This window comes from Pseudomonas extremorientalis (assembly GCF_024584605.1).
Taxonomy (GTDB): Bacteria; Pseudomonadota; Gammaproteobacteria; order Pseudomonadales; family Pseudomonadaceae; genus Aquipseudomonas; species Aquipseudomonas extremorientalis.
In genome coordinates, this window is the sequence record NZ_CP089519.1 from 3,253,853 (window position 1) to 3,276,895 (window position 23,043).

At 60.8% G+C, this 23,043-nt stretch carries 20 protein-coding genes; 11 read left to right on the forward strand and 9 right to left on the reverse strand.

Going from position 1 to position 23,043, the window contains the following annotated elements; all coding sequences use genetic code 11:
• Positions 1–217: 217 nt before the first annotated feature.
• The 3 genes from LUU92_RS14365 (at position 218) to LUU92_RS14375 (ending at position 6,009) form a co-directional block, all read left to right on the forward strand.
• Entirely contained in the window at positions 218–3,754 is a 3,537-nt protein-coding gene (locus LUU92_RS14365) for an Mcf1 protease effector domain-containing protein (protein ID WP_257102155.1), read from the forward strand.
• A gap of 330 nt (positions 3,755–4,084) precedes the next feature.
• The gene (locus LUU92_RS14370) at positions 4,085–4,450 is read left to right on the forward strand and encodes a response regulator (RefSeq protein ID WP_222539759.1); all 366 of its coding nucleotides are present in this window, start codon (positions 4,085–4,087) and stop codon (positions 4,448–4,450) included.
• A gap of 158 nt (positions 4,451–4,608) precedes the next feature.
• Positions 4,609–6,009: a DUF1254 domain-containing protein gene (locus LUU92_RS14375; RefSeq protein ID WP_257102156.1), complete on the forward strand. Its 1,401-nt coding sequence runs from the start codon at positions 4,609–4,611 to the stop codon at positions 6,007–6,009.
• A 60-nt stretch (positions 6,010–6,069) separates the two neighbouring features.
• Here LUU92_RS14375 and LUU92_RS14380 read toward each other — a convergent pair whose 3' ends face one another.
• The gene (locus LUU92_RS14380; protein WP_071488282.1) at positions 6,070–6,738 is read right to left on the reverse strand and encodes a DUF3313 domain-containing protein; all 669 of its coding nucleotides are present in this window, start codon (positions 6,736–6,738) and stop codon (positions 6,070–6,072) included.
• A gap of 90 nt (positions 6,739–6,828) precedes the next feature.
• Positions 6,829–7,323 (reverse strand): hypothetical protein, encoded by a 495-nt coding sequence (locus LUU92_RS14385; protein WP_071488281.1) that lies wholly within the window; start codon positions 7,321–7,323, stop codon positions 6,829–6,831.
• Positions 7,324–7,489: 166 nt separating this feature from the next.
• Here LUU92_RS14385 and ccoN point away from each other — a divergent pair, with 166 nt between their 5' ends.
• The 3 genes from ccoN (at position 7,490) to LUU92_RS14400 (ending at position 9,908) form a co-directional block, all read left to right on the forward strand.
• Complete coding sequence (gene ccoN, locus LUU92_RS14390; RefSeq protein WP_071488280.1) at positions 7,490–8,917, forward strand: cytochrome-c oxidase, cbb3-type subunit I; 1,428 nt, start codon at positions 7,490–7,492, stop codon at positions 8,915–8,917.
• A gap of 1 nt (position 8,918) precedes the next feature.
• Positions 8,919–9,128, forward strand: coding sequence for a cbb3-type cytochrome c oxidase subunit 3 (locus tag LUU92_RS14395; RefSeq protein ID WP_257102157.1), 210 nt, complete (start codon positions 8,919–8,921; stop codon positions 9,126–9,128).
• 90 nt (positions 9,129–9,218) lie between these two features.
• Positions 9,219–9,908 (forward strand): aspartate/glutamate racemase family protein, encoded by a 690-nt coding sequence (locus LUU92_RS14400; protein WP_257102158.1) that lies wholly within the window; start codon positions 9,219–9,221, stop codon positions 9,906–9,908.
• On the opposite strand, the gene LUU92_RS14405 is transcribed toward LUU92_RS14400, so the two are convergent.
• From LUU92_RS14405 to LUU92_RS14420, 4 genes are all read right to left on the reverse strand, one after another.
• Positions 9,905–10,417, reverse strand: coding sequence for a GNAT family N-acetyltransferase (locus tag LUU92_RS14405; protein ID WP_257102159.1), 513 nt, complete (start codon positions 10,415–10,417; stop codon positions 9,905–9,907). The two genes, LUU92_RS14400 and LUU92_RS14405, sit on opposite strands and share 4 nt — an antisense overlap.
• Positions 10,418–10,478: 61 nt before the next feature.
• Positions 10,479–11,543: a DUF1176 domain-containing protein gene (locus tag LUU92_RS14410; protein WP_071488276.1), complete on the reverse strand. Its 1,065-nt coding sequence runs from the start codon at positions 11,541–11,543 to the stop codon at positions 10,479–10,481.
• A 53-nt stretch (positions 11,544–11,596) separates the two neighbouring features.
• Positions 11,597–12,736: a glycerate kinase gene (locus tag LUU92_RS14415; protein ID WP_257102160.1), complete on the reverse strand. Its 1,140-nt coding sequence runs from the start codon at positions 12,734–12,736 to the stop codon at positions 11,597–11,599.
• 91 nt (positions 12,737–12,827) lie between these two features.
• On the reverse strand, positions 12,828–13,934 hold the full coding sequence (locus LUU92_RS14420; protein ID WP_071488274.1) for a sugar diacid recognition domain-containing protein: 1,107 nt from the start codon (positions 13,932–13,934) through the stop codon (positions 12,828–12,830).
• A 160-nt stretch (positions 13,935–14,094) separates the two neighbouring features.
• On the opposite strand from LUU92_RS14420, the gene LUU92_RS14425 reads away from it, so the two are divergent.
• On the forward strand, positions 14,095–15,405 hold the full coding sequence (locus LUU92_RS14425) for an MFS transporter (RefSeq protein WP_071488273.1): 1,311 nt from the start codon (positions 14,095–14,097) through the stop codon (positions 15,403–15,405).
• A gap of 285 nt (positions 15,406–15,690) precedes the next feature.
• On the opposite strand, the gene LUU92_RS14430 is transcribed toward LUU92_RS14425, so the two are convergent.
• Positions 15,691–16,395, reverse strand: a complete 705-nt coding sequence (locus LUU92_RS14430; RefSeq protein ID WP_222539748.1) for an SDR family oxidoreductase — start codon at positions 16,393–16,395, stop codon at positions 15,691–15,693.
• A 100-nt stretch (positions 16,396–16,495) separates the two neighbouring features.
• Between LUU92_RS14430 and LUU92_RS14435 the strand changes: the two genes are divergently transcribed.
• From LUU92_RS14435 to rarD, 3 genes are all read left to right on the forward strand, one after another.
• Complete coding sequence (locus tag LUU92_RS14435; RefSeq protein ID WP_071488270.1) at positions 16,496–17,398, forward strand: LysR family transcriptional regulator; 903 nt, start codon at positions 16,496–16,498, stop codon at positions 17,396–17,398.
• Positions 17,399–17,479: 81 nt separating this feature from the next.
• On the forward strand, positions 17,480–18,496 hold the full coding sequence (locus LUU92_RS14440; RefSeq protein ID WP_257102161.1) for an aldo/keto reductase: 1,017 nt from the start codon (positions 17,480–17,482) through the stop codon (positions 18,494–18,496).
• A gap of 264 nt (positions 18,497–18,760) precedes the next feature.
• Entirely contained in the window at positions 18,761–19,642 is an 882-nt protein-coding gene (gene rarD / locus LUU92_RS14445; RefSeq protein ID WP_093513417.1) for an EamA family transporter RarD, read from the forward strand.
• A 57-nt stretch (positions 19,643–19,699) separates the two neighbouring features.
• Here the strand turns inward: rarD and hppD are convergent, their stop codons facing one another.
• A complete protein-coding gene (gene hppD, locus LUU92_RS14450) occupies positions 19,700–20,776 on the reverse strand; it encodes a 4-hydroxyphenylpyruvate dioxygenase (RefSeq protein ID WP_058425843.1) in 1,077 nt (358 codons plus the stop codon).
• A 246-nt stretch (positions 20,777–21,022) separates the two neighbouring features.
• On the reverse strand, positions 21,023–21,946 hold the full coding sequence (locus tag LUU92_RS14455) for a DMT family transporter (protein WP_257102162.1): 924 nt from the start codon (positions 21,944–21,946) through the stop codon (positions 21,023–21,025).
• Between the two features lie 78 nt (positions 21,947–22,024).
• Here LUU92_RS14455 and LUU92_RS14460 point away from each other — a divergent pair, with 78 nt between their 5' ends.
• Positions 22,025–22,912 carry a LysR family transcriptional regulator gene (locus tag LUU92_RS14460; protein WP_222539744.1) on the forward strand — a complete coding sequence of 296 codons (888 nt, stop codon included), beginning with the start codon at positions 22,025–22,027 and terminating at the stop codon, positions 22,910–22,912.
• Positions 22,913–23,043 lie beyond the last annotated feature (131 nt).

Genomic DNA, 23,043 nt, shown 5'->3' on the forward strand with positions numbered 1-23,043 from the left:
CATTTTTCTACCGTACAACGACGAAAAGGGTGACTGCCATCGCGGAAAAGAGCCGCTCGGTCAACCCCTTGCATCCGGTGGACGTCGTACTTTTTCACACATCCTCGCGTCAGGCTCCGGAACGTTAAAGAGCAGCCATTCCACGTAAAGAGGCGTCTTAAGAACAGGGAGGCTCGACCACAGAGGCGCCACTTCCTTCCAATACAGGTGCTCACAGATGGCAATTTCCGTTCAACCCCGGCCACGCGTAACCCCGACGCCTCCCCCCCTGATGACTGATAACCCACACACGTCCACGTCCACCGCCGTGGCAAACAGTAAAAAGCCTGATCTCAAGAGCGCCCTGGCCGACAAACAGAACCTGATCACCCTGGGTATTGCACTGAATAAACTGGCCAAGCAACTTGGCGAGAACGCATCGGCTCCTGCGATACTGGCAGCGCTGAACGCAACATCAATGGTGATTCATCCCGATACGCGCTCCCCCCAGGACGCCGGCAACCGCGTCCCCCTTGAAGCATTCATCAGTAGCCTCGGATTGCCACTGCCAGACAGTCACTTTGCGCTCACCGGTCTCGCGACCGCCGTCACCGACCGCGGCCAAGTGCATCCTTTGGGCAATATGACCGGCGCGCTGTCCTGGCTCGTCCCGCCGAGCGCAGATGACAAACGACGCATTCGCCTCATTACCATGAACCATGGCGATCCCCACGGGCAGTATCCGCTCGTGATGCAGACCAATGGCCTGTTACTGGAGTTCTTGCGCAGCCGCACAGCGCTTCCCGCCGGGGCGCTGAAGGACCCGGCCACAGCACGGGACGCGCTGCTCAGTTCACCCGAAGGACAATTGCTCGGCGAAACGCTGCAGAAAACCATGCGAGGTGTCGCCACCGACAGCAGCACGATGGACTACCTGCTCGCCGCCGTCATCTTGCAACTGGACCCGGAGTCCATCACGCAAACACGCCGCAATATGGTCGCAGGCTTCGATATGATGAGTGACAAGCACTGGGGCAAGCCGATGTCCACAGTGCTCAAATCGTTCGAACAGCATCTGGTCACCGAAAAAAGGACCAGCGCGGCCATGGCAGGCGTCGCTTCGAGTGTACTTTTGCCTAGTCGCGTAGCCGCCTTTGGGATCAAGGATATTCCAGCCTCCGTTACCTACGGCAGCCCAGCGTGGGCGGAGGTGTCGATAATCGCCGCCATTATTGAAGGACTCACCCCTGGCAAAGTCGCGAACATGACCTTTGCCGAAGTCATGCTGGCAGCTTCCAGCGTCATCGCGGCGGACCCGGCCTTGACCCAGCGTGCGCAACGTGAAGCCCTGGTGGATTGGGGGGTGATCAATGGGGTACTGCCCAAGAAAGATGATCATCTCTACAGTGCTGACGAACTTGATACCCTGCTCCTTGAGTTCAACACACGCAAAGCGCTGACCAGTACCGCGAACCAAGCACTGGACGCAGACATTCCGTCGCGCAAAGAGATGGCCCTGATCGAACTGAAAAAACGTTTCCCCGGGCAAGAAGCCCTGTTCGATCAGAAGCTGATTCACATCAGCCGCAGGGAAACTACGGCGAGTGGCGACGTTGGTTATCGAACGGTCGAGGTCGGGCCTCATTCGATGCTGGACATCGCCATGATGAAGTTGCCGCAAGTCGATCTGGTGTTTACCTCGAACGACGTACGTGTTCCATTGGCCGCCTTGACCGCCACACCGCATTTCGGGGTAGCCGACGCTTTTGAACCGCTGTTCACCCACGCCATTCAAGAAAAAAAGGCTGCGATCAACACCTACATCAAACACTTGATCAGCCAGGCGCCGCTGGAGGTCCGGGAAGATCTCGAGTACGGCAAGATCAGCTTCTTCCAGGAACATTCACGCACCTTGGGGCCAGGGTTTACCGGCTCTACGCCGCGCCCGAAAAATGAAGAACTGCTGGTTCGAGTCGAGCGCAACGGGATAACCAAGGTGTACGCGATCAGCTTTAACAGGGGCACGATAGACGCAGTCGATTCATCGCGGGCAACCCCTCGCAGCCACCGCGAGGCGAACGTTGTGCACGACACAAAAGCCTTCACCCCCACCGGGGACGATGCCACGCGCCGCGCAGAGCAAAAGCGCCCGAATCAACGCCCGCCGAACAGCTTCGGCTCAGAGCGCACCGGCCTGATCGCCAACGCATTCGTGCAACATGTCGATCTGGATGACGATGCAATCAAGCAAGAGGCTCGCGGCCTTACTACTGCCGACAGCAATTACAGGCGCGGTGAAGCCGTCACCGGGTTTATCCTGGACCTGATCCCCTTTCGCTCGGCGATCAATAATTTTCGTAAAGGCGATATCGGTGCAGGCTTGTTCGACCTGGCCATTGACCTGTTCGGCATCGTGACGGCCGGTGCCGGGATCGGCGGCAAGGTGGTCAAGATCGCGGGCTCTGGCGTTTCCGCGGCCACCAAGGTGGCACGCTCAGCCAAAGTCATCGGAACGGCAACCATCAGTGCGCTCAACCCCCTGGACGGCGTGGGCGACTTGGCAGTGGGCGTCTGGAAAGGCGCAAACGCAGTGAGCACCGGCCTCAAACGCATGAGCGGCATAAAAGCGCGCCCCGACCTGATCGCGGCAAGTCGTCATTTCGACGCCGCCTCGATAGGCACATTCACACGCAAGGACGATATTCTTGAAAGCCAGGCGGTCCTCATCAACGACCAATGGTATGCCTACAACCCAACGACCCGACAACCCTATGGCTCCCCGCTGGAGAACTTTGTACCCTCCGCGCACATGGAGGCGCAAAACATGGGCAAATGGGCGACATCGGGGGATTCGGCTAAAACGATTGATGAGGACACTTTCAAGAGATGGACATCATCGGTCGTACGCCATAGAACCGGCCCGGAAGCGTCCGCCTTCGAAGCGGGGTACAACGCTGGAGATCTGCGAAGTATCAAGGGGATCTCCAAGTCCTCAAGCATTGCGGATCTGATAATACGGGGCTCGGATAAAAGCTTGACCGCAGAGCAGGTCGGTATTCTGGTCAGGCGATACGATGATCTTGCATACGAGCTGGGCCGTATCGGCAGCGCCCGCTTTATCGACAATCTGGAACCGCGTTTCGGTACTGTGACACCGATACCACAAGTTCTTTATTTCTCGCTGACAAAGCAACTGTCTGACGGAGAATGCGCCGCACTCGCCCGAGTCATGGCAACGGCGGTGGAGGAAGGAAAGGAACTTGAGTTAATCCGTAACATGTATCGGGCTGCGGCTTTACCCAAGGACGCTGCGTCGATCATGTTCATGAAAAAGCTGAGGAAGCTGCAACTTCAGGTCGGCAGTAAAACAGCGTTCCATGCCAGTATGACCACTCGCCAACTGACTTATCAAAATATGGTGAAAGAGCTGAGTGACTCCACGGTTTCAAAATCAATCATGATTGACTCTCCCGGCCATGCCATGGCGGCTGGAGTCAAAGTCAACGGCGACAAGAAGGTTTTCTATTTTTATGACCCGAACTTTGGCTATGCGACCTTCTCCAGCGCAGACGCCATGCAGGGGGGCCTGACAAGGTTGTTCAATGACAGGAAACTGGTACCGCAATATAGAACCCACGGGACCGATCAAAACAGTCTGGAGTTCATCGTGTTTGATCACAATGACGACTGGCAGAAAAAAAACAGTGTTTTCCGCTCCGACATCGAAGAACTCTATAACGCGCCCATTGCAACCGGACCTTTGCCGCCCGCGTAACCCTTGGAATAACCTGGGTGGCATCGTCTTCGACGACAAGGATGGTGGCTGCACGTCAACGCAAGACATTGATAAGGATTGACTGTCGCTGAACTTCAGGAACTGGCCTTGCAACGCGGTTTGACGACTGAAGAAACCTGATGAACACCGTCGGCAGCTAGCACTCGGCGAGACGTCAGAAACTCCACCGCAGACTCATGCGGGACATTCTGTTGCAACACCGGCACAATACCGGCGTCGGTGAGGGAACTTGCCGAGATCGCCGCGACTCATTAGAGGAGGGTCTTTGCACCGCTCACGGCCAATCCTTTTCACTCTCGGGAATTTTTTATGTCCGTCACCGCCTCCACCATCCTTGTCGTCGAAGACGATGCCATCGTGCGCATGCTCATCGTCGATGTCCTGGAGGAGTTGGAATTCAACGTACTGGAGGCCGGCGATGCTGAAGAAGCGCTGGCACTGGTGCGAAACACCGACCAGGTGATCGACCTGATGATGACCGACGTCGGTTTGCCGGACATGGATGGCAAGCAACTTGCCACCAAGGTGCGGGAACTGCGTGCGGACCTGCCGATCCTGTTCGCCAGCGGTTATGCGGAAAACATCGACGTGCCGACTGGCATGCACGTGATCGCCAAGCCGTTCTCGATCGATCAATTACGCGACAAGGTCAAATCGATGCTGCCCTCACGTTAATTCCGACCTGTACCCGGTGCCGCCTATATGGGCGGCATTTTCGCGTCAGGCGCTCAGAGATTAACGTGACCTTCGGTGAATAAAATCGGAAACTCAGCGCGTTCCCGCGCTATTCAGCGCGCGCCCCTACAACACGCACTCAGGAAGGACGCAACAACATGATTGGAAAACCGACGCGCCTGCTGTTGGCGAGCCTCTCGATACTCATGAGTACCGGCGCCTGGGCCGACTTCACGGCAACCCCGGCCGAAGCCCGGGCCATTGCCAAGGAAGCCTACCTGTATGGGGTTCCGGTGGTGGACATGTACAAGACGCTCTATACCCAGGCCGTTGACAAGGGCGGTGCCAACTTCAAGGCACCGTTCAACCAGATCGGCAATACCGCGCAGGTGTTCACGCCCAAGGACACGGCCTTCGTCACGCCCAACGCCGACACGCCCTACTCGTTCGTCTGGATGGACCTGCGCCGCGAACCGCTGGTGCTGACCCTGCCCAAGATCGAAGACGACCGCTACTACTCGGTGCAGTTGATCGACCTTTATACGCAGAACTTCGCTTACCTGGGCACCCGCAGCACCGGTAACAACGGCGGCCACTACATGATCGCCGGCCCCGACTGGAAGGGTCAGCAGCCGGTGAATGTCGACCGCGTGATCTACAGCGAAAGCACTATCGCCTACGCCCTGTACCGGACGCAGTTGTTTGATGAAAAAGACCTGGGCAAGGTCAAGCAGATCCAGGCCGGCTACAAAGTGCAGCCACTGAGCAGCTACGTGAAACAACCCGCGCCAGCCAAGGCGCCCAAGGTCGAATGGCCAAAGCCCACGGCGACCATGACCGAAGGCCCGCAACTGTTTCGCTACCTGAACTTCATGCTGACCTTCGCCGCGCCGCAGGACAGCGAAAAAGACCTGCTGGCCCGGTTTGCCAAGATCGGAATCGCCCCGGGCGCGCCGTTCAAGGTCAAAGAGTTGACCGCCGAACAGCGCAAGGCTCTGGATGAAGGCATTGCCGACGCCCATGCCGAATTTGCCGCGTTCAAGAAAGACAAAGTGGACACTCACCAGGTCTCCAGCGGTGATCTGTTCGGCAGCCGCGACCACCTGAACAACAATTACCTGTACCGCTATGCTGGCGCCAACCTGGGCATTTTCGGCAATTCCGCCGACGAAGCCGCCTACATGAGCTACTTCGTCGACAGCGAAGGCAAGCCTGCCAACGGCGCACGACACAGCTACACCGTGCACTTTGCCAAGGACCAACTGCCGCCGGCCGATGCGTTCTGGTCGCTGACCATGTACGACGCCAAGACCAAGCTTTTGGTGCCCAACCACAAGAAGCGCTACCTGATCAATTCACGGATGCTGCCCACCCTCAAGCTTGACGCCGATGGCGGCCTGACACTGGCCCTGCAGCACCACGAGCCGCCGAAAGCCGAGCAAAGCAACTGGTTGCCGGCGCCACCCGGTCCGTTCTACGCGGTATTGCGCATTTACCTGCCCAAGCCTGAGGTGGGTAACGGCCAATGGAAGCTGCCGCCGTTGACGCCGCTCAAGTAACGCCACGTACCCGGTCGCAACAAGGGTGAGGGCACCGCAGCCCTCACCTTCTCGCACGTTCTAGCGGGTAAGTTTCACGTACGACTGATGCAGGTCCGACGCCCAGCCATCAATCACGCTTTTCACGTCATCGGCCTTCATCACCTGCGAATCGTTGGACAGCGGCTTGCCTGTGCCTTTGCGCACCACCTGGGCGAGCACCTTGCCATTGGCGCCATCGAGGAACTGCGCCTCGGTGCCCAGGGTGGTTTCCTGATCACGGATCCCGGTGCCGGTGCTTACCGCCGCCACGACGAAGGCCACCGGAATATACTCATAGGGTTTGAGGCCTTCGGTCTTGCTGCTCACGGCGGTGATTGCTGCACGCACCACGATCACGCCTGGACCTGGCGCATTGGCCAGGGGCAGGGATTTTTCCAGCTCACGCTTGAGTGCCTGGTTGTAGTAGGTGTTGATGCCGTTGAGGGTGGTTAGCGGAATTTTCGCGGTGGCCTGGGGCTTAGGGTAGAACTGGGTCGGTTCGACGTACACCGCGTGATAGCGGCTCAGATCCAGCTCGGGATCGACCCAGCGCATCACCTCGGCCCCCGATGGAGACTTGGCTTCCTTGAGCCGGCTGTAGTCCGAGAGAAAGCCGGAATACTCATCCGGCGCGGTGATCTTGCTGGCACACCCCGCCAGCCCGAGCGAAGCGATGCACAACGTGCAGAGCAAATGCCTAAGTGTCATGTTTGAACTCCCTGGCGGTCGACGTTGGAACACTGAGCTGTAGGTATAGCCAATCCTGGCAAAATAACCCTGTTCCCATCATTCGACGTTTCAGCTGCGTTCGCGGGGGATCAGGCTTTGCAACTGCGAGGCCAGGAAGTTGGCGTCGAAACCAAAGGTGTCCGGATCTTTGAGGCCATTGGTTTTCTTCCACAACCAGTCGTTCTTATCCGCGGGCAATACCAGCGACACACTGCCGTGGCGCGCCGCGGTCAGGCCCATGACCGACACGGAGATCAAGCCGCCCGCGCCCATTACATCCGGCACGAACTCCACCGGTTTGCCGGTGATCTGCACGGTCAGTTTCTCGGTCTTGAATGTCGAGGTCTCCATTGGCACGCTCGGGCCGCTGGCTACATAAGCTTCACGGTGGACTTCAAGCAACCCCACCGTCTTCACCGGCTCAAGCCACTGCTCGATCTGCCCGAACAGCTCATCGAGCTTCTGCGCCCAACGGGCCGACTGCACGTCGAACTGTTGCTTCTTGTGCGCTTCGCTGTCGGCGTAATGACGAAGCATCTCGCCCAGTTGCTGTACATCGTCCATTGCGGCGTTCCTTGGGTGAGCCTGGTTGCGAAGCCTGATCATGGCAGATGCAGCCATTCGACGTACGGCTAAAAACTGATCCGCAACAATGAGGTTTTTCTGAGCCTGTTTTGTTTTACCCATGCTTCCTACAGTGCCGCCACTTGGAACCGTGGGAGGACTGAGCATGAGCAGCGCAACAATCGGGCAGGCCTATAACTATAAAGTCGTCCGTCAATTCGTTATCGCCACTATTGCCTGGGGCGTGGTGGGCATGGCCATGGGCGTGTGGATCGCCTCGCAACTGGTCTGGCCGCAGATGAACCTGGATTTGCCATGGACCACCTTTGGCCGCCTACGCCCCCTGCACACCAGCCTGGTGATTTTCGGTTTTGCCGGCAGCGCGCAGTTCGCCGCCAGCTATTACGCGGTACAGCGTACCTGCCAGGTACGGCTGTTTTCCGACCGCCTGGCGGCGTTTACCTTTTGGGGTTGGCAGTCGGTGATCGTGATCATGCTGGTCAGCCTGCCGCTGGGTTACACCACCACCAAGGAATACGCCGAGATCGAATTCTCCGGCGCGGTGTGGATGGCGGTGGTCTGGGTGGCGTATGCCATAGTGTTTTTCACCACTGTGGTGCGACGCCAAACCCGGCACATCTACGTGGGCAACTGGTTCTTCGGCGCGTTCATACTGGTGATCGCCATGCTGCATGTGGTCAACCACCTGGCGATCCCGGTGGATTGGTTCAAGTCCTATCCGGTGTATTCCGGGGCGACCGATGCCATGGTGCAATGGTGGTACGGGCATAACGCCGTAGGGTTTTTCCTGACCACAGGTTTCCTGGGGATGATGTATTACTTCGTGCCGAAACAAGTCGGGCGCCCGGTGTACTCCTATCGTTTATCCATCGTGCATTTCTGGGCGTTGATCACCCTGTATATCTGGGCCGGTCCGCACCATTTGCACTACACCGCCCTGCCCGACTGGGCGCAGTCGCTGGGCATGGCCATGTCGCTGATCCTGCTGGCGCCTAGCTGGGGCGGCATGATCAACGGCATGATGACCTTGTCCGGTGCCTGGCATCAGTTGCGCACCGACCCGATCCTGCGCTTTCTGGTGCTGTCCCTGGCGTTCTACGGCATGTCGACATTCGAAGGCCCGATGATGGCGATCAAGACCGTCAACGCCCTCTCCCACTACACCGACTGGACCATCGGCCACGTACACGCCGGAGCCCTGGGTTGGGTGGCGATGATCACTTTCGGTTCGCTGTACCACATGATTCCCAAGGTGTTCGGCCGCGAGCAGATGCACAGCGTGGGGCTGATCAACCTGCACTTCTGGCTGGCCACCATCGGCACCGTGCTCTACATCGCGTCCATGTGGGTCAACGGCATCACCCAGGGCTTGATGTGGCGGGCGGTCAACGATGATGGCACCCTGACCTATTCGTTTGTCGAAGCCTTGCAGGCCAGCCACCCGGGGTTTGTGGTGCGGTTTGCCGGTGGTGTGTTCTTTCTGACCGGCATGCTGCTGATGGCCTACAACACCTGGCGCACGGTGCGCATCGCGGATCTGCAAATAGCGCAGCTTGATGCGCGGATCGCCTGAAATGTGGGGCCTGTTGATGGTGGTATGCCTGTATGGCGCGGTGGAGTATTGCTTGCGCGGTCAATCGGACAAGAGCCTGGACGACGCCAGCCTGATGCCCTTTGCCGATGACCCGCAAGTGGCGCGGCGTGTGGAGTTGGCGACCGGCAAGCGGGTGCACGCAGTGGCACTGGATGAGGCCAAGCCCGGCTGGACCAACCTGGACATGTGAAACTGCACCGGTCATTTCGCGGGCAACTGCGTATGACTAATCAATGGCCGATGGGTAAGGTGAAGCGACTTTCCTTGTCAGGAGCATCGCATGCGCACCATCGGCCTTATCGGCGGCATGAGCTGGGAGTCCAGCGCCGAGTACTACCGCATCATCAACCAGCGCGTGCGCGACCAGCTCGGCCCGCTGCGCTCGGCACAACTGTTGATGTACAGCGTGGACTTCGGCCCGGTGGAGCAGGCGCAACATGCCGGGCGCTGGGATGACACCGCGCTGATCCTCGAAGACGCCGCGCGCCGTCTGCAAGCCGGCGGCGCCGACTGTGTGGTGCTGTGTACCAACACCATGCATTTGGTGGCGCCACGTATCGAGGCGGCGGTGTCGATCCCCTTCCTGCACATCGCCGATGCGGCGGGTGCGGCTGCCGTTGAGGCCGGCACGCTGACGGTCGGCCTGCTCGGTACAGCGTTTACCATGGAACAGGATTTCCTCAAGTCGCGCCTGGCCGCCCAGGGGCTGACCGTGCTGGTGCCGGAGGCCGACGAGCGTCAGGCCGTGCACCGGATCATCTATGAAGAATTGTGCGTCGGCGTGATCAGCGAAGCGTCACGCAAGGTCTACCAAGGCGTCATCGAGTCCCTGGCCGCACGTGGCGCCCAGGCGATTATCCTCGGTTGCACGGAAATCGGTTTGCTGATCAAGCCTGAACACAGCGACCTGCCATTACTGGACACCACCGAGCTGCATGCGCAGGCTGCGGTGGCGTTTGCCCTGGACTAGGCCGACTGGCGCAGACGCGCCATGCTCACCGTGTCGACAAACTGGCCGTCACGCAGGGCGTAATCACGCAATACGCCTTCGACCGCAAAGCCGAACTTGCGGTACAGCCGCTGCGCCGCTTCGTTGTCGGCGTACACCGTGAGTTCCACGCGGTGCAGGTTCATCCAGTTGTCGGCCACGTCCAACGCGGCCGTCAGCAGCCGCGAACCGACGCCCTTGCCCTGCCACGCCGTTGCCACGCCCATGCCGAACGTACCGACATGGGCCTGGCGCACGCGCAGGTACTGTTCCAGGCCCAGCTGGCCGACCACCTCACCGCCATGCAACGCCACCAGTTGCAGCCGCCGCTCGTTGTCCATCACCAGGCGTTTGCGCCACATCTCGACCGACTGGAAAGGCATTTGCAGCACCTGACGGCACACGGCCGGTTCGTTGTAGAGCGCAGCGACGCCTTCAAGGTGGGCCTCGGTGAAGCGCTGGATCACGATAGGGGGTTCAGGCGTGTGCATGGTGTTTCATCCTTTGAAAGACACGTGGCCGGCCAGTGTAGGGGCGACATTGAGCCGATGGCTAGGGGGCTGGCACGGTTGACCACAGCGACGGCCAGTCACCGTAACCGACCCCGGTGCAACGCGGCATCCGGTGGAACTCGCTGAGCTGGAAGCGCTTGCCGTCGAACACCCAGGAGGCCCCGCCGCCGCAATCACCGATGCCACGCTGCTTGTAGAAGTAACTCAGTGTGCCGGAAGCCTCGTCATAGCCGACCGAGCCTTGCAGCGCGGCGTCTTCCAGAGGCAGCGGCTGCAGGTCCATCAGCGTCTCGGTGTAGGGCGCCTGCCGCTCACGGCTGCTGACATTGAACTCGCAGTTGTAGGCCGCACAGTCATAACGTGTCACGGTCATTGCCTGGCGTGCCGTCAGGGCACCGGCTTTTGCCTCGGGCTCACCCTCTTCCGGCGTGACGGCCTGCAATGCAGCCGCCACCAACCCGGCCTGCTCCTGCGCGGTCAACGGCGGCGCTGGCGTAAACTTGCGCAATATCGGCGTTGGCGCCCTTGGTGGCACGTCGCTGGCCGCGCCCTTGCCAGGTCGAGCCAGGGCCGTCACGTTGTCCACGCGTCCCTGTACTGCATCCATCAACAGCAGCGAAGCACTCAACCCGCTCAGCGATACGTGCGCGGCGCCCTCGCCTGGCAACTGCAGGCGCTGGCCATTGCGCAGACGCTGCAACCAGCGCCGCGTCGCTGCGTCATCAATCACCCCGTACGACTGCACCTCGGGATCACCGCCCTGGTCATCCAGCTCAACGTGCAATTCCCGCGTCAGTTCCTGGCCCAGGGGCTGGCCGTCCAGCAGCAAGGTGGAAAGGTCTACGTCTTGACCGCGATGATCAAAGCGCAGACGCGGATACCCTTGCGGACCGGCCTGATGCCAGATGTGCAAGGTCAGCGAGCTGTAGTCCTCCTCATCCACGCCGCTGGGCGCGCTGAGGGCGTGACAATTGCGCAGGTTGTCGCAACCGACCACCCACTGCTTGATCTCGCGCAGCAGCGGTACGGTTTCGGAGGATGGTTGGGCGAAGACCGGGACAGTGGCGCCGGTGAGCAACAGGGCCAGGAATGCGGGACGCAGCATGGGGACTCTCCGTGTCGAAAAGGCGCGGATTGTCCCATGTTCGGGCTTGTCCGTCAGTGCTTGCCTGCGGTGCGCCACAGCCGCGCAACATCGGCTGCCCGTTCACTGAGCAGGCGCGGCGCCTCAGCGCAGGCCTGTTCCAAAGTCATGGGTCCTGAGGGCAAGGCAAATGCCGCATCCACGCCATGGGCATACATCTGCTCGTAGCCATCGCCCAAGGTGCCGGCGATCACGATAACGGGCACCTTGTGTTGCCGGGCGATGCGCGCCACACCGAACGGGGTTTTGCCGCGCAGGGTCTGGGCGTCGAAACGGCCTTCGCCGGTGATCACCAGGTCGGCGCCGCGTACGGCGGCGTCCAGGCCGACCAGTTCGGCCACTACCTCTACGCCAGCGCGGAACTGCGCGCCGAAAAAGGCCTTGGCCGCAAAGCCCAAGCCACCTGCGGCGCCGCTGCCAGGTTCATCGCGTACATCCTTGGATAGCATGTTGGCGCAGTGATCGGCGAAGCGGCCAAGGGCGGCGTCGAGTTGTTGGACTTGCTCGGGATTCGCGCCTTTTTGCGGGCCGAAAATCGCCGAGGCGCCGTGGGGGCCGCACAGCGGATTGTTCACGTCTGCGGCGATTTCAAAGCGTACCTGCGCCAGGCGTGGGTCGAGGTGTTCCAGGCTGATCCGCGCCAGGCGGGCCAGGGCCAGGCCACCGGGTGCCAGCGGTTGGTCGTCGGCGTCGAACAGTTGCACACCGAGCGCCTGCATCGCGCCGGCACCGCCATCGTTGGTGGCACTGCCGCCAATCGCCAGGATGATGCGCTCAGCGCCGGCATCCAGTGCCGCACGGATCAGTTCGCCAGTGCCATGGGTGGTGGTGGTGCATGCGTCGCGCTGGCCCGGCGGCACCAACTGCAGGCCGCTAGCCTCGGCCATTTCGATGATCGCCGTGTGGCTGTCGGCCAACCAGCCCCAGTGTGCTTCAACCGCGGTGCCAAGCGGGCCACGCACGACGTGGTGGCGCAATTGGCCTTTGCACGCCGCGAGCACCGCATCCACTGTGCCTTCACCACCGTCCGCCATGGGGCATTGGACCAACTCGGCATCGGGCCACACCTGTGCCAGCCCTTCGGCAATCGCCTGGGCGACGCCTTCGGCACTCAGGCTGTCCTTGAACGAGTCGGGGGCGATGATGATCTTCATGGGCTTTCTCCAGTTTTTATGACGCCCATGCTGCCAGTTGGCACGGCTGCTGACGCCGGTCCAATGCACAAGTGTGGCGGTGCTTTGTTGTTCATTCCGACAAAGCCTGGGGCAACAGCTGTACGCCCAGGTAGAGGGCGAGCATGCCGTCCAGGGTCAACGGGTCGACGCCACTGAGTTCGGCAATCCGCTCCATGCGGTAACGCAGGCTGTTGCGGTGAATGCCCAGGGCCTCGGCGCAGGCCTGGCTTTGCCCGTCGTGTTCACACCAACTGCGCAGTGTGGCCAGCAGCTGGCCGTTGCCGTCCTTGGCCAGTACTTTGCGCAGCGGGTTGAGCAGTTCGTCGAGGGCGTCGTCGTTGCGATGGCGCCAGAGCATTACCGGCAGGCGATAGCGGTTGAGCGTCAGCAAGCGTGACTGCGGCAACACATCGCGACCGTAGGCCAGTAAATCACCGACGCGCCGATAGCAGCGACGCAGCCCCGCCAGCCCATCCGCTTGCCCGCCCACGGCGACACGCAGGACATGCCAGCCGAGGCCGTCGAGTTTTTCCAGCAGGCGCGGGTTGTCGACCGGAACCGCCGCCGGCCGGCACCACAACAATGAATACTGCGCCGAGCTGACACACCAACTGTCCGGATAACGCGAGGTCAGCCAGCTACCCAACGCCTCTGCCGATTGCCCCGCACCGAGTTCGAACAGATACGGGGTGCGCGCCATCTGCGGCTTGAGCCCCAGTTGCTGGGCTTCGTCCACCAGGCGTGGCGAGTCGCCGGTTTCCGCCAGCAGCAGGGCCAGCAGGTCATCGCAACGCTGGCGCCGCCATTGTTGCTCGGCCTGCTGGTGGCGATGGCTCACCAGCATTTCGGCGGTCATGCGCACCAGTTCGGCGTAGGTGCGCAGGCCTTCCGGCTCGCCGGTGATGCCCAGCACGCCGATCAGGCGCCCGTCGTGCAGCAGCGGCAGGTTGATACCGGGCTGTACGCCCTTGAGGTGCTTGGCGGTCTGGCCGTCGATTTCCACCACCCGGCCATTGGCGAGCACCAGTTGCGCGCCCTCATGGCGGGTATTGATACGCTCGGGTTCGCCGCTGCCGAGAATCAGGCCCTGGCTGTCCATGACATTGACGTTGTAGGGCAGGATCGCCATGGTCCGATCGACGATATCCTGCGCCAGGTCATGATCCAGCTCGAACATGCGGCTAAATTCCTTGAAAGGGTGATTGTTCATCGGCACAGCGCAAAGCAGGGTTCGCTGTGCGCAAGCACAAAGACAGCGGCCTGCCAGAGGGCCGAGACTCTTCAGGCGATCAACGTTACCCTCGCATCGCGAAAAATCATAATAAAGAGAGACTCCCATGTCACAGAGCGCCGCAGCCACACTGGCCACCGATGACGATAAAAACGCCATCTACAAGCGCATTACCCTGCGCCTGATCCCCTTCATTTTCATCTGCTATCTGTTCAACTACCTGGACCGGGTAAACGTCGGCTTTGCCAAGTTGCAGATGCTCGACGCGTTGAAATTCAGCGAAACCGTGTACGGCCTCGGGGCCGGGATCTTCTTTATCGGCTACGTGCTGTGCGGCGTGCCGAGCAACCTGGCATTGACCAAATTCGGTCCACGCCGCTGGATTGCGTTGATGATGATCGTCTGGGGCACGCTGTCCACCTGCCTGCTGTTCGTCACCACACCGACGCACTTCTACACCCTGCGCCTGTTCACCGGTGCCGCTGAAGCGGGCTTCTTCCCCGGTGTGGTGCTGTACCTCTCGCAGTGGTTCCCGACGTTCCGCCGTGGGCGGATCATGGCGTTGTTCATGTCGGCCATTCCGGTGTCCGGTTTGCTCGGCAGCCCGTTCTCCGGCTGGATCCTCAACCACTTCGCTGCCGGCCAGGGTGGCTTGGCGGGCTGGCAGTGGATGTTCCTGCTGCAAGGCATCCCGACCGTGATCCTGGGCGCCCTTGCCTACTTCCTGCTCAGCGACAGTTTCGCCAACGCCAAGTGGCTCAAGCCCCACGAACGCGCGGTGCTGGAAGCCGACCAAGCGACTGACCTGGCCAATAAGCCGAAAACCACCACCGATTCGCTGGCCGAAGTGTTCAAGAACCCGGCGATCTGGGCGTTCGGCCTGATCTACTTCTGCATCCAGAGCGGCGTGTACGCCATCAACTTCTGGCTGCCGTCGATCATCAAGAACCTGGGATTCAGCGATAACCTGGTGATCGGCTGGCTCAGTGCTATCCCCTACCTGCTGGCGGCGTTATTCATGCTGCTGGTGGGCCGTTCCGCCGACTTGCGCAAGGAGCGTCGCTGGCACTTGGTGGTGCCGATGCTGATGGGCGCAATCGGCCTGGTAATCGCGGTGAACTTCGCCACCACGCCGGCGATTGCGATCCTCGGCCTGACCATCGCCACCATGGGTGCGTTGACCGGCCTGCCGATGTTCTGGCCGGTGCCCACCGCCATGCTCAGTGCGGGCGCGGCGGCAGGCGGCCTGGCATTGATCAATTCAATGGGCCAGATGGCCGGCTTCCTCAGCCCGTATATCGTGGGTTTTGTGAAGGATGCCACCGGATCCACGGATGTGGCGCTGTACCTGCTGGCGGCGGTGATTGTCGCCGGCAGCGTGTTGGCGTTGCGGATGACGCGTACCCTTAAGGGCTAAGCGGCCTGCGTCAATAAGTGATTTTCGAATCGGGTGCTACGGGTTTCCCCTCCAGCACTCGCTTCTGGTCATCCGTCAGTGGTCTTTGTTCGGTGGGTTGCCGGCCTTGAATCGTGCCGATAATCGACTCGATGAGGGCGTTGGCCCCTAGGAACGGTGTAGGGTGATTCACTGTTGACATGGGCTCTCTCCAGAAAATGAACGTGAAGGGCTGCTCGGCTCGAGCAGCCCTCATGGGCTATGTGGTCTGCCGGACAATTTCGTTCAATCACCTTTCTTAACAAGCTACAGCGTACCGCCGCCGTCGATATCGATCACAGCACCGGTCATAAACCCATTCTCCATCGCCAACACATAGACCTGTGCTACTTCTTCAGCCTGTCCCACTCGCCCTACCGGCACCCCCTCTCCCACCTTGGCGAACATCGCAAGACGTTGTTCTTCAGACAACCCCGCATACGCTGGCGTATCAATCACGCCCGGGCTGATCACATTGACCCGACGCGGGGCCAGTTCTTTGGCCAACTGTTTGCCCAGAGCTTCGGTCGCCGCGTTGATCCCAGTCTTGATGAACTGGCCCGGCGCCAATTTACGTCCCAGTTGCCCAGAGGTCAGGCTGATGCTGCCGTGCTTATCCAGGAATGGCAGCGCCAGTTGGATCGCCCGTAACGAGCCCCAGAGTTTCACGTTGAAGTTGTCCTGAGCCTCGGTCAGATCGGTTTCGATCAAGGTCTTGGCACGCACGGTTGGACCTGAGGTGTAGACCAGGTGGTCGAACCGCCCCACGCGTTCGAACAATTGTTGCAAAGACCCTGGATCGGTGACGTTCACCGGTTCGCTGCGCAGGCCGTTTACCACGCCGCTGGTCAAGCGCCGCCCAGCCAGCACCACCTGCGCCCCGCGCGCAGCAGCGGCCTTGGCCACGGCCGCGCCGATTCCGCTGCTGCCGCCAATCACGATGACGGTTTTGCCGTTGAGGGAAGAAGTCATGGGGAAATTCCTGATTGATTAAGTGAGGGTTCATCTTCCCAGCTTGGCAATCGACGAAAAATCCCGGTAAAACGACAAGATCTTTAAAGGATTTTTACAAATGAGCTCGACCCTCGACCTTGAAGTCTTCGTGCGCACCGCCGACACCGGCAGCCTGTCTGCCGCCGCCCGCGGCCTCGGCTTGACCCCGGCTGCCGCGAGTATCGCCCTCAAGCGCCTGGAAACCCGCCTGGGCATTCGCCTGCTGGCGCGCTCGACCCGCAGCATGCGCTTGACCGAAGAAGGTCGGCGCTACCTGGAGAGCGTGCGCGTCGCACTGGAGGCGCTGTCCGAGGGCGAGCAGGCGATCAAGCAGCAGGGCCAGAGCCTCAGTGGCCTGCTGCAACTGGCGGCGCCCTCGGACTTCGGGCGCAATGTACTGCTGGGCTGGCTGGATGCGTTCAAGCTCGAACACCCGAATATCCGCCTGCAATTGCTGCTCAACGACAGCAATGCCGACCTGTTCCGCGACACCGTGGACATTGCCCTGCGCTTTGGTGTCCCCCGGGACTCCAGCCTGGTGGCGCTGCCGGTGGTGCCCGACCACCACCGCATCCCCTGCGCCAGCCCGGATTACCTGGCGCGCCACGGCACGCCACGGGCTCCAGCCGACCTGGCACAACACAACGCGTTGCGCTACATGCGTCGGGGCCGTGCCAACAACACCTGGTATTTCCGTCAGGGCGCGGTGTTGCAGGAGGTCGAAGTGTCCGGGGACTACTTGAGCGATGACGGCGAAATCGTGCGGCGCTGGGCATTGGCCGGTCACGGCATCGCCTACAAGGCCAACCTGGATATTGCCCAGGACATCAAGGCCGGTCGGCTGGTGCCGTTGCTGCCTGACTGGCAAGGCGAACCGACGCCCTTCAACCTGATGTGCCCGCACCGGCTGCAGGTGTCGGAACGGGTGAAGGTGCTGCACCGTTTCCTGCAGCAGCGTTGTCAGGTGCTGCTGAGTCCATGAAGAAACGCGTGCAGGGCTTGTCCCAGAGCGGCCGAGTCTGGTATTGCATGGGACACGTTTCCCTGCCTTGAGGAGTTTTCCATGATTTACCGCACATTGGGCCAGTCCGGGTTGAAGGTCAGCGCCTTGACCCTGGGCACCATGATGTTTGGCGAACAGACCAACACCGAGGACTCGCTGCGCATCATCGACAAGGCCTGGGACCAGGGCATCAATTTTATCGACACGGCGGACGTCTACACCGGCGGACGCTCCGAGGAAATCGTCGGCGAAGCCATCGTGCGCAATCGCCAGGATTGGGTGGTGGCGTCCAAGGTTGGCATCGGCCCGGTGGACGGTTTGCCCAACCGCAGCGGCTTGAGCCGCAAACGTATTTTCAACGCACTGGAAGCCAGCCTGACCCGGCTCGATACCGATTACCTGGACATCTACTACCTGCACCGCGAAGACCACAACACCCCGCTGGAAGTGACGGTATCGGCGATCGGCGACCTGATCCGCCAGGGCAAGATCCGCTACTGGGGCTTGTCGAACTATCGCGGCTGGCGCATTGCCGAGGTGATTCGCGTGGCCGAACGCCTGGGTGTGGACAAGCCGATCATCAGCCAGCCGCTGTACAACATCGTCAACCGTCAGGCCGAAGTCGAGCAGCTCACTGCCGCAGCCGCCTACGGCCTGGGCGTGGTGCCTTACAGCCCATTGGCCCGTGGCGTGCTCAGTGGCAAATACGCGCCGGACGTCACCCCCGAGGCCGGCAGCCGTGCGGCACGCCAGGACAAGCGCATCCTGGAAACCGAATGGCGCGTGGAATCGCTGCGCATCGCCCAGCAGATCCAGCAGTACACCCAAGGGCGTGGTGTGGGGATCGTGGAGTTTGCGATTGCCTGGGTATTGAACAATTCGGCGGTGAGCTCGGCGATTGTCGGGCCGCGCACCGAAGCGCAATGGGATGCCTACCTCGGGGCGTTGGGCGTGGAGATCACGGCGGAGGATGAAGCGTTCATCGATTCGCTGGTGACGCCGGGGCATTCGTCGACGCCAGGGTTCAATGACGTCGGGCACTTCGTGTCGGGGCGCGTGGCGCGCTTAAGCCGGTAACCCTGTTATTGAGCAGAACACAGTATTGTGGCGAGCGGGCTTGCCCCGCGTTGGAGTGCGAAGCGCTCCCAGTTTTTTGGGGCTGCTACGCAACCCAACGCGGGGCAAGCCCGCTCGCCACAGTTAGCCCGCTCCCGCAGCCAACTAACGCGAAAATTTGCTGAAAAACGCCCCAAAACAGCGCACCCCTCTCCTGCTAAAAGCACCATAATCCTCTCCTGAAATTTCCCCTCTTTCGTATCAATGGTTTTTCGCGAGGACAGCGTGTCTAAAGGTGTGGTGTTATCGGTCTTGGCCTCGGTGTTGTTTGCCGTGATGTATTACTTCACGTCACTGCTCACGCCTTTGAGCGGCCTGGAAATTTTCGGCTGGCGCATGTTGCTCACCGTGCCGTGCATGACGGTGTTCATGATCGTCAGCGGCGAATGGCGACGGGTGTGGGAGCTGCTGCGGATGTTGGCGGCCCGACCTGCCTTGATCGCGGGCGTGCTGGTGTCTTCGGCTTTGCTGGGCGTGCAGTTGTGGTTATTCATGTGGGCACCGCTGAATGGACGCAGCCTGGATGTGTCGGTGGGGTACTTCCTGTTGCCGCTGACCATGGTCCTGACCGGCCGCCTGGTGTGGGGCGAACAGCTGTCGTACTTACAACAGATCGCCGTCTGTTTCGCCGGCCTTGGGGTGCTCAACGAGCTGTACCAGGCCGGTGGTTTTTCCTGGGCCACGCTGGTGGTGATCATCGGCTACCCGGTCTATTTCATCGTGCGCAAGTACCTCAAGACCGACCATTTGGGTGGGCTCTGGCTGGACATGGCGTTGATGCTGCCGGTGGCCTGGTGGTTTGTGCAAAGCGGCGAGCAAGGCTTTGCGGTGCTGGATGCGCACCCCAAGCTGTACGCGCTGATTCCGACGCTGGGCCTGATCAGCGCGTCAGCACTGGTGAGCTACATCATCGCCAGCCGCCTGCTGGCGTTCAGCCTGTTCGGGCTGCTCAGCTACGTTGAGCCCGTGCTACTGCTGGGAGTGGCGTTGATCCTGGGTGAAGGGATCAAGGGCGGCGAATGGTTGACCTACATCCCGATCTGGCTGGCGGTGATGGTGCTGGTGTTTGAAGGGTTCAAGCACTTGGTACGCCAGCGTAAAGCCTGATCGGCAGACAGCAAAAAGCCCGGCCAGGTTACTCATGGCCGGGCTTTTTCGTGTGCGTTAGTCGGTGGTCAACACCCCACGACGCACCTGGTCGCGTTCGATCGACTCGAACAGCGCCTTGAAGTTACCCTCGCCAAACCCATCATCGCCCTTGCGCTGGATGAACTCGAAGAACACCGGCCCCATCAGGGTTTCCGAGAAGATCTGCAGCAGCAGGCGCTTGTCGCCTTCAACCGAGGAACCGTCAAGCAGAATGCCGCGTGCCTGCAGTTGATCCACCGGCTCGCCATGGTTCGGCAAGCGGCCTTCGAGCATTTCGTAATAGGTGTCCGGCGGCGCTGTCATGAAGCGCATGCCGATCTTCTTCAACGCGTCCCAGGTCTTGACCAGGTCGTCGGTGAGGAACGCCACGTGCTGGATGCCCTCGCCGTTGAACTGCATCAGGAACTCTTCGATCTGGCCGGCGCCCTTGGACGACTCTTCGTTCAGTGGGATGCGGATCATGCCATCCGGCGCGCTCATGGCCTTGGACGTCAGGCCGGTGTACTCGCCCTTGATATCGAAGTAACGCGCTTCACGGAAATTGAACAGCTTCTCGTAGAAGTTCGCCCAATAGACCATGCGGCCGCGATACACGTTGTGGGTCAGATGGTCGATGACCTTCAGCCCCGCACCCACTGGGTTGCGCTCCACGCCTTCGAGGTAGACGAAGTCGATGTCGTAGATCGAGCTGCCTTCGCCGAAACGGTCGATCAGGTACAGCGGCGCGCCGCCGATACCCTTGATGGCTGGCAGGTTCAGCTCCATCGGGCCGGTTTCGATGTGGATCGGCTGGGCGCCCAGTTCCAGCGCGCGGTTGTAGGCTTTTTGCGAGTCCTTGACGCGGAACGCCATGCCGCACACCGACGGGCCGTGTTCGGCAGCGAAGTAGGAAGCGATGCTGTTGGGTTCGTTATTGAGGATCAGGTTGATCTCGCCCTGGCGATACAGGTGCACGTTCTTGGAACGGTGGGTCGCGACCTTGGTGAAGCCCATGATCTCGAAGATCGGCTCCAGGGTGCCTGGCGTCGGCGACGCGAATTCGATGAATTCAAAGCCCATCAGGCCCATTGGGTTTTCGTATAGATCTGCCATGATTTGGCGCCTCATCATTCTTGTGTTTTGAAGGTTTCAATTGCCAGCAAGGATGGGGAGCACGGGCGGCGCACAGGAAAGACCTCGCACACTGCGGGCGAGGAAGTCACCAAAGATGAGGGGGGAGCCGAGTAGCTTCATGATGTCATCGGTCTCTGACGGCTTAGGCTTGCGTGAGCACAAGTCCATATTCTTGTATGCGTAAATCGATTCTACACAGCGTAACCGCGTTTGTCCGTACTCTTATCAAATCCCCATTACCCGCACCCGTGCAAGGGGTTTATTGCACAGGTAGATGCCCGCCAGGATGATCGCACCGCCCATCAGCATGGGCAGGGTGAACGGCTCGTCCAGCAGCACGGCGCCACAGATCACCGCCGTCAGCGGATTGAGCGCGATGAATACACCACTGCGGGTCGCGCCAATACGCCGGATGCCATCGTAATAGCCGATATACGCCAGGGCCGAGCCCAGTACCCCGAGGTAGAGCAAGCTGTACAACTGCGGCAGGTGGATAGCACTGAGCGCAACCAGAGTCACCCGCCCGCTCAACAGCGTGGTGAGCGTAAGCATCAGCGTTCCCAGCAACACCGACCAGGTGACGGTCTGCAAAGGCCCCAGGCGCTGGTTAAGCGCGCGTGCGCCCAGCGAATAGAGGCCCCACCCCGCCACGCAGCCGGCGATCAGCAGATCGCCGCGCCAGGCGTTGGTCGCCCCCTGCAGCCCCTGTGGGTCGCGGTTGATGATGACAACCGCCGCGCCCGCCAGGCACAACCCGACCCCCAGTGCCTTGCCAAGCCCGAGGCGTTCCTTGAATAACAGCCAGGATGTCAGACCAATCACCGCAGGGTTCAAGGCGACGATCAGCGATGCCCGCGAGGCGCCGATGTACTGCAAGCCGTAGAAGAAGCACAGGTTGTAGAAAAAGATGCCGAAAAATCCCAGCAATGCCAGTCGCCCCAACTGCGGCAGGTTTGGACGGGCCAGGGGAATGCGCGCAAACGCCATGAACAGCAGCAGCGCTGCGCTGGCCAGCATAAAACGCAGGCTGGCCGCCAGCAGCGGGTCGATGGCACCGGACAAGTAGCGCCCGGCGACGAAGGTGCCGCCCCAGATCATGGAGACGGCAGCGAGCTTCAGGTAGGTCAAACAATCGCTGGAAGGTTTCATGGTGGTATTGCTCTGGTGCTGAACGAGTTAGCCTAGTGTTTGCCTGATACTTGATCATCGTAAAATGAGTAAATACTCATGACCCTGACCCAACTTGAAATTTTCTCCCTGGTCGCTGAGCTGCAAGGCTTTACCCATGCCGCCAACCGCCTGGGTATCAGCCAATCGGCGGTGTCGCATGCCATCAAGGGTCTGGAGCAGGAACTGGGGGTGGAGCTGTTCCGTCGTCATCAAGCCCATGTGGCGTTGACCGATATTGGCGAACAATTGTTGTTGCGCGCCCGCACCATGCTCGGCCTGGCCAACACCCTCGAACAGGAGGCCGCCGATGCCCGGGGCTTGAAGCGCGGCACGCTGCGCATCGGCTCCTTCGGGCCAACGTCGTCCAATCGGCTGTTGCCGCAGATCCTTCGGCCGTTTCGCCAGGCCTACCCCGACATTGAGGTGCATGTCGATGAAGGCCCGGACCGCCAGGTCATCCAATGGCTGGATGAGCGGCGCATCGACGTGGGTTTCGTGGTGCTGGAGCAAGAGCGATTCGACACCTTCACGCTGTTCACCGATCAGATGGTCGCGCTGTTGCCGGCCAACCACCCCCTGGTCGCACACCCTGCCCTGCGCCTTGAGGACCTCTGCGACGCGCCCTTCATCCTGACCGAGGCCGGCTCGTCGGAGCTGGTCTCGCGCCTGTTCGCCGGTGCCCGGTTGACCCCGAAGGTGCGTTACCGTTGCGCGCAGTTGCTCAGCACGCTGGAAGCGGTGAGCCGTGGCGATGGCGTCAGCGTGGTGGCCCAGGGTTCCCTGCCGGTCACGGCAGACCCGCGTTATGTGGCACGTCCACTGGCACCGGCCATTACCCGTTCGATTGGACTGGCGGTGCTGGACCGCCGCCAGGCGTCACCCGCTACCCTGGCGTTTATTCGCGTGGCACAAGGCCTGGACTATGGGCATGTCCCGCCGCTATAGCGGCTGGCGATGATGGCGCAGCGCGCCGTTGTCATCCACGGTACTGAAGCGCAGGCTGGCAGCGCCGGATGGCAGCTTCAGGATCGCGTCGAAGGACAGGCGCGTGGCGGACCGTGGGGCGATCAGTAGAT

Coding starts and splice junctions, on each gene's coding strand:
- LUU92_RS14365 (WP_257102155.1), top strand. CDS start 218: ATGGCAATTTCCGTTCAACCCCGGCCACGCGTAACCCCGACGCCTCCC.
- LUU92_RS14370 (WP_222539759.1), top strand. CDS start 4,085: ATGTCCGTCACCGCCTCCACCATCCTTGTCGTCGAAGACGATGCCATC.
- LUU92_RS14375 (WP_257102156.1), top strand. CDS start 4,609: ATGATTGGAAAACCGACGCGCCTGCTGTTGGCGAGCCTCTCGATACTC.
- LUU92_RS14380 (WP_071488282.1), bottom strand. CDS start 6,738: ATGACACTTAGGCATTTGCTCTGCACGTTGTGCATCGCTTCGCTCGGG.
- LUU92_RS14385 (WP_071488281.1), bottom strand. CDS start 7,323: ATGGACGATGTACAGCAACTGGGCGAGATGCTTCGTCATTACGCCGAC.
- ccoN (WP_071488280.1), top strand. CDS start 7,490: ATGAGCAGCGCAACAATCGGGCAGGCCTATAACTATAAAGTCGTCCGT.
- LUU92_RS14395 (WP_257102157.1), top strand. CDS start 8,919: ATGTGGGGCCTGTTGATGGTGGTATGCCTGTATGGCGCGGTGGAGTAT.
- LUU92_RS14400 (WP_257102158.1), top strand. CDS start 9,219: ATGCGCACCATCGGCCTTATCGGCGGCATGAGCTGGGAGTCCAGCGCC.
- LUU92_RS14405 (WP_257102159.1), bottom strand. CDS start 10,417: ATGCACACGCCTGAACCCCCTATCGTGATCCAGCGCTTCACCGAGGCC.
- LUU92_RS14410 (WP_071488276.1), bottom strand. CDS start 11,543: ATGCTGCGTCCCGCATTCCTGGCCCTGTTGCTCACCGGCGCCACTGTC.
- LUU92_RS14415 (WP_257102160.1), bottom strand. CDS start 12,736: ATGAAGATCATCATCGCCCCCGACTCGTTCAAGGACAGCCTGAGTGCC.
- LUU92_RS14420 (WP_071488274.1), bottom strand. CDS start 13,934: ATGTTCGAGCTGGATCATGACCTGGCGCAGGATATCGTCGATCGGACC.
- LUU92_RS14425 (WP_071488273.1), top strand. CDS start 14,095: ATGTCACAGAGCGCCGCAGCCACACTGGCCACCGATGACGATAAAAAC.
- LUU92_RS14430 (WP_222539748.1), bottom strand. CDS start 16,395: ATGACTTCTTCCCTCAACGGCAAAACCGTCATCGTGATTGGCGGCAGC.
- LUU92_RS14435 (WP_071488270.1), top strand. CDS start 16,496: ATGAGCTCGACCCTCGACCTTGAAGTCTTCGTGCGCACCGCCGACACC.
- LUU92_RS14440 (WP_257102161.1), top strand. CDS start 17,480: ATGATTTACCGCACATTGGGCCAGTCCGGGTTGAAGGTCAGCGCCTTG.
- hppD (WP_058425843.1), bottom strand. CDS start 20,776: ATGGCAGATCTATACGAAAACCCAATGGGCCTGATGGGCTTTGAATTC.
- LUU92_RS14455 (WP_257102162.1), bottom strand. CDS start 21,946: ATGAAACCTTCCAGCGATTGTTTGACCTACCTGAAGCTCGCTGCCGTC.
- LUU92_RS14460 (WP_222539744.1), top strand. CDS start 22,025: ATGACCCTGACCCAACTTGAAATTTTCTCCCTGGTCGCTGAGCTGCAA.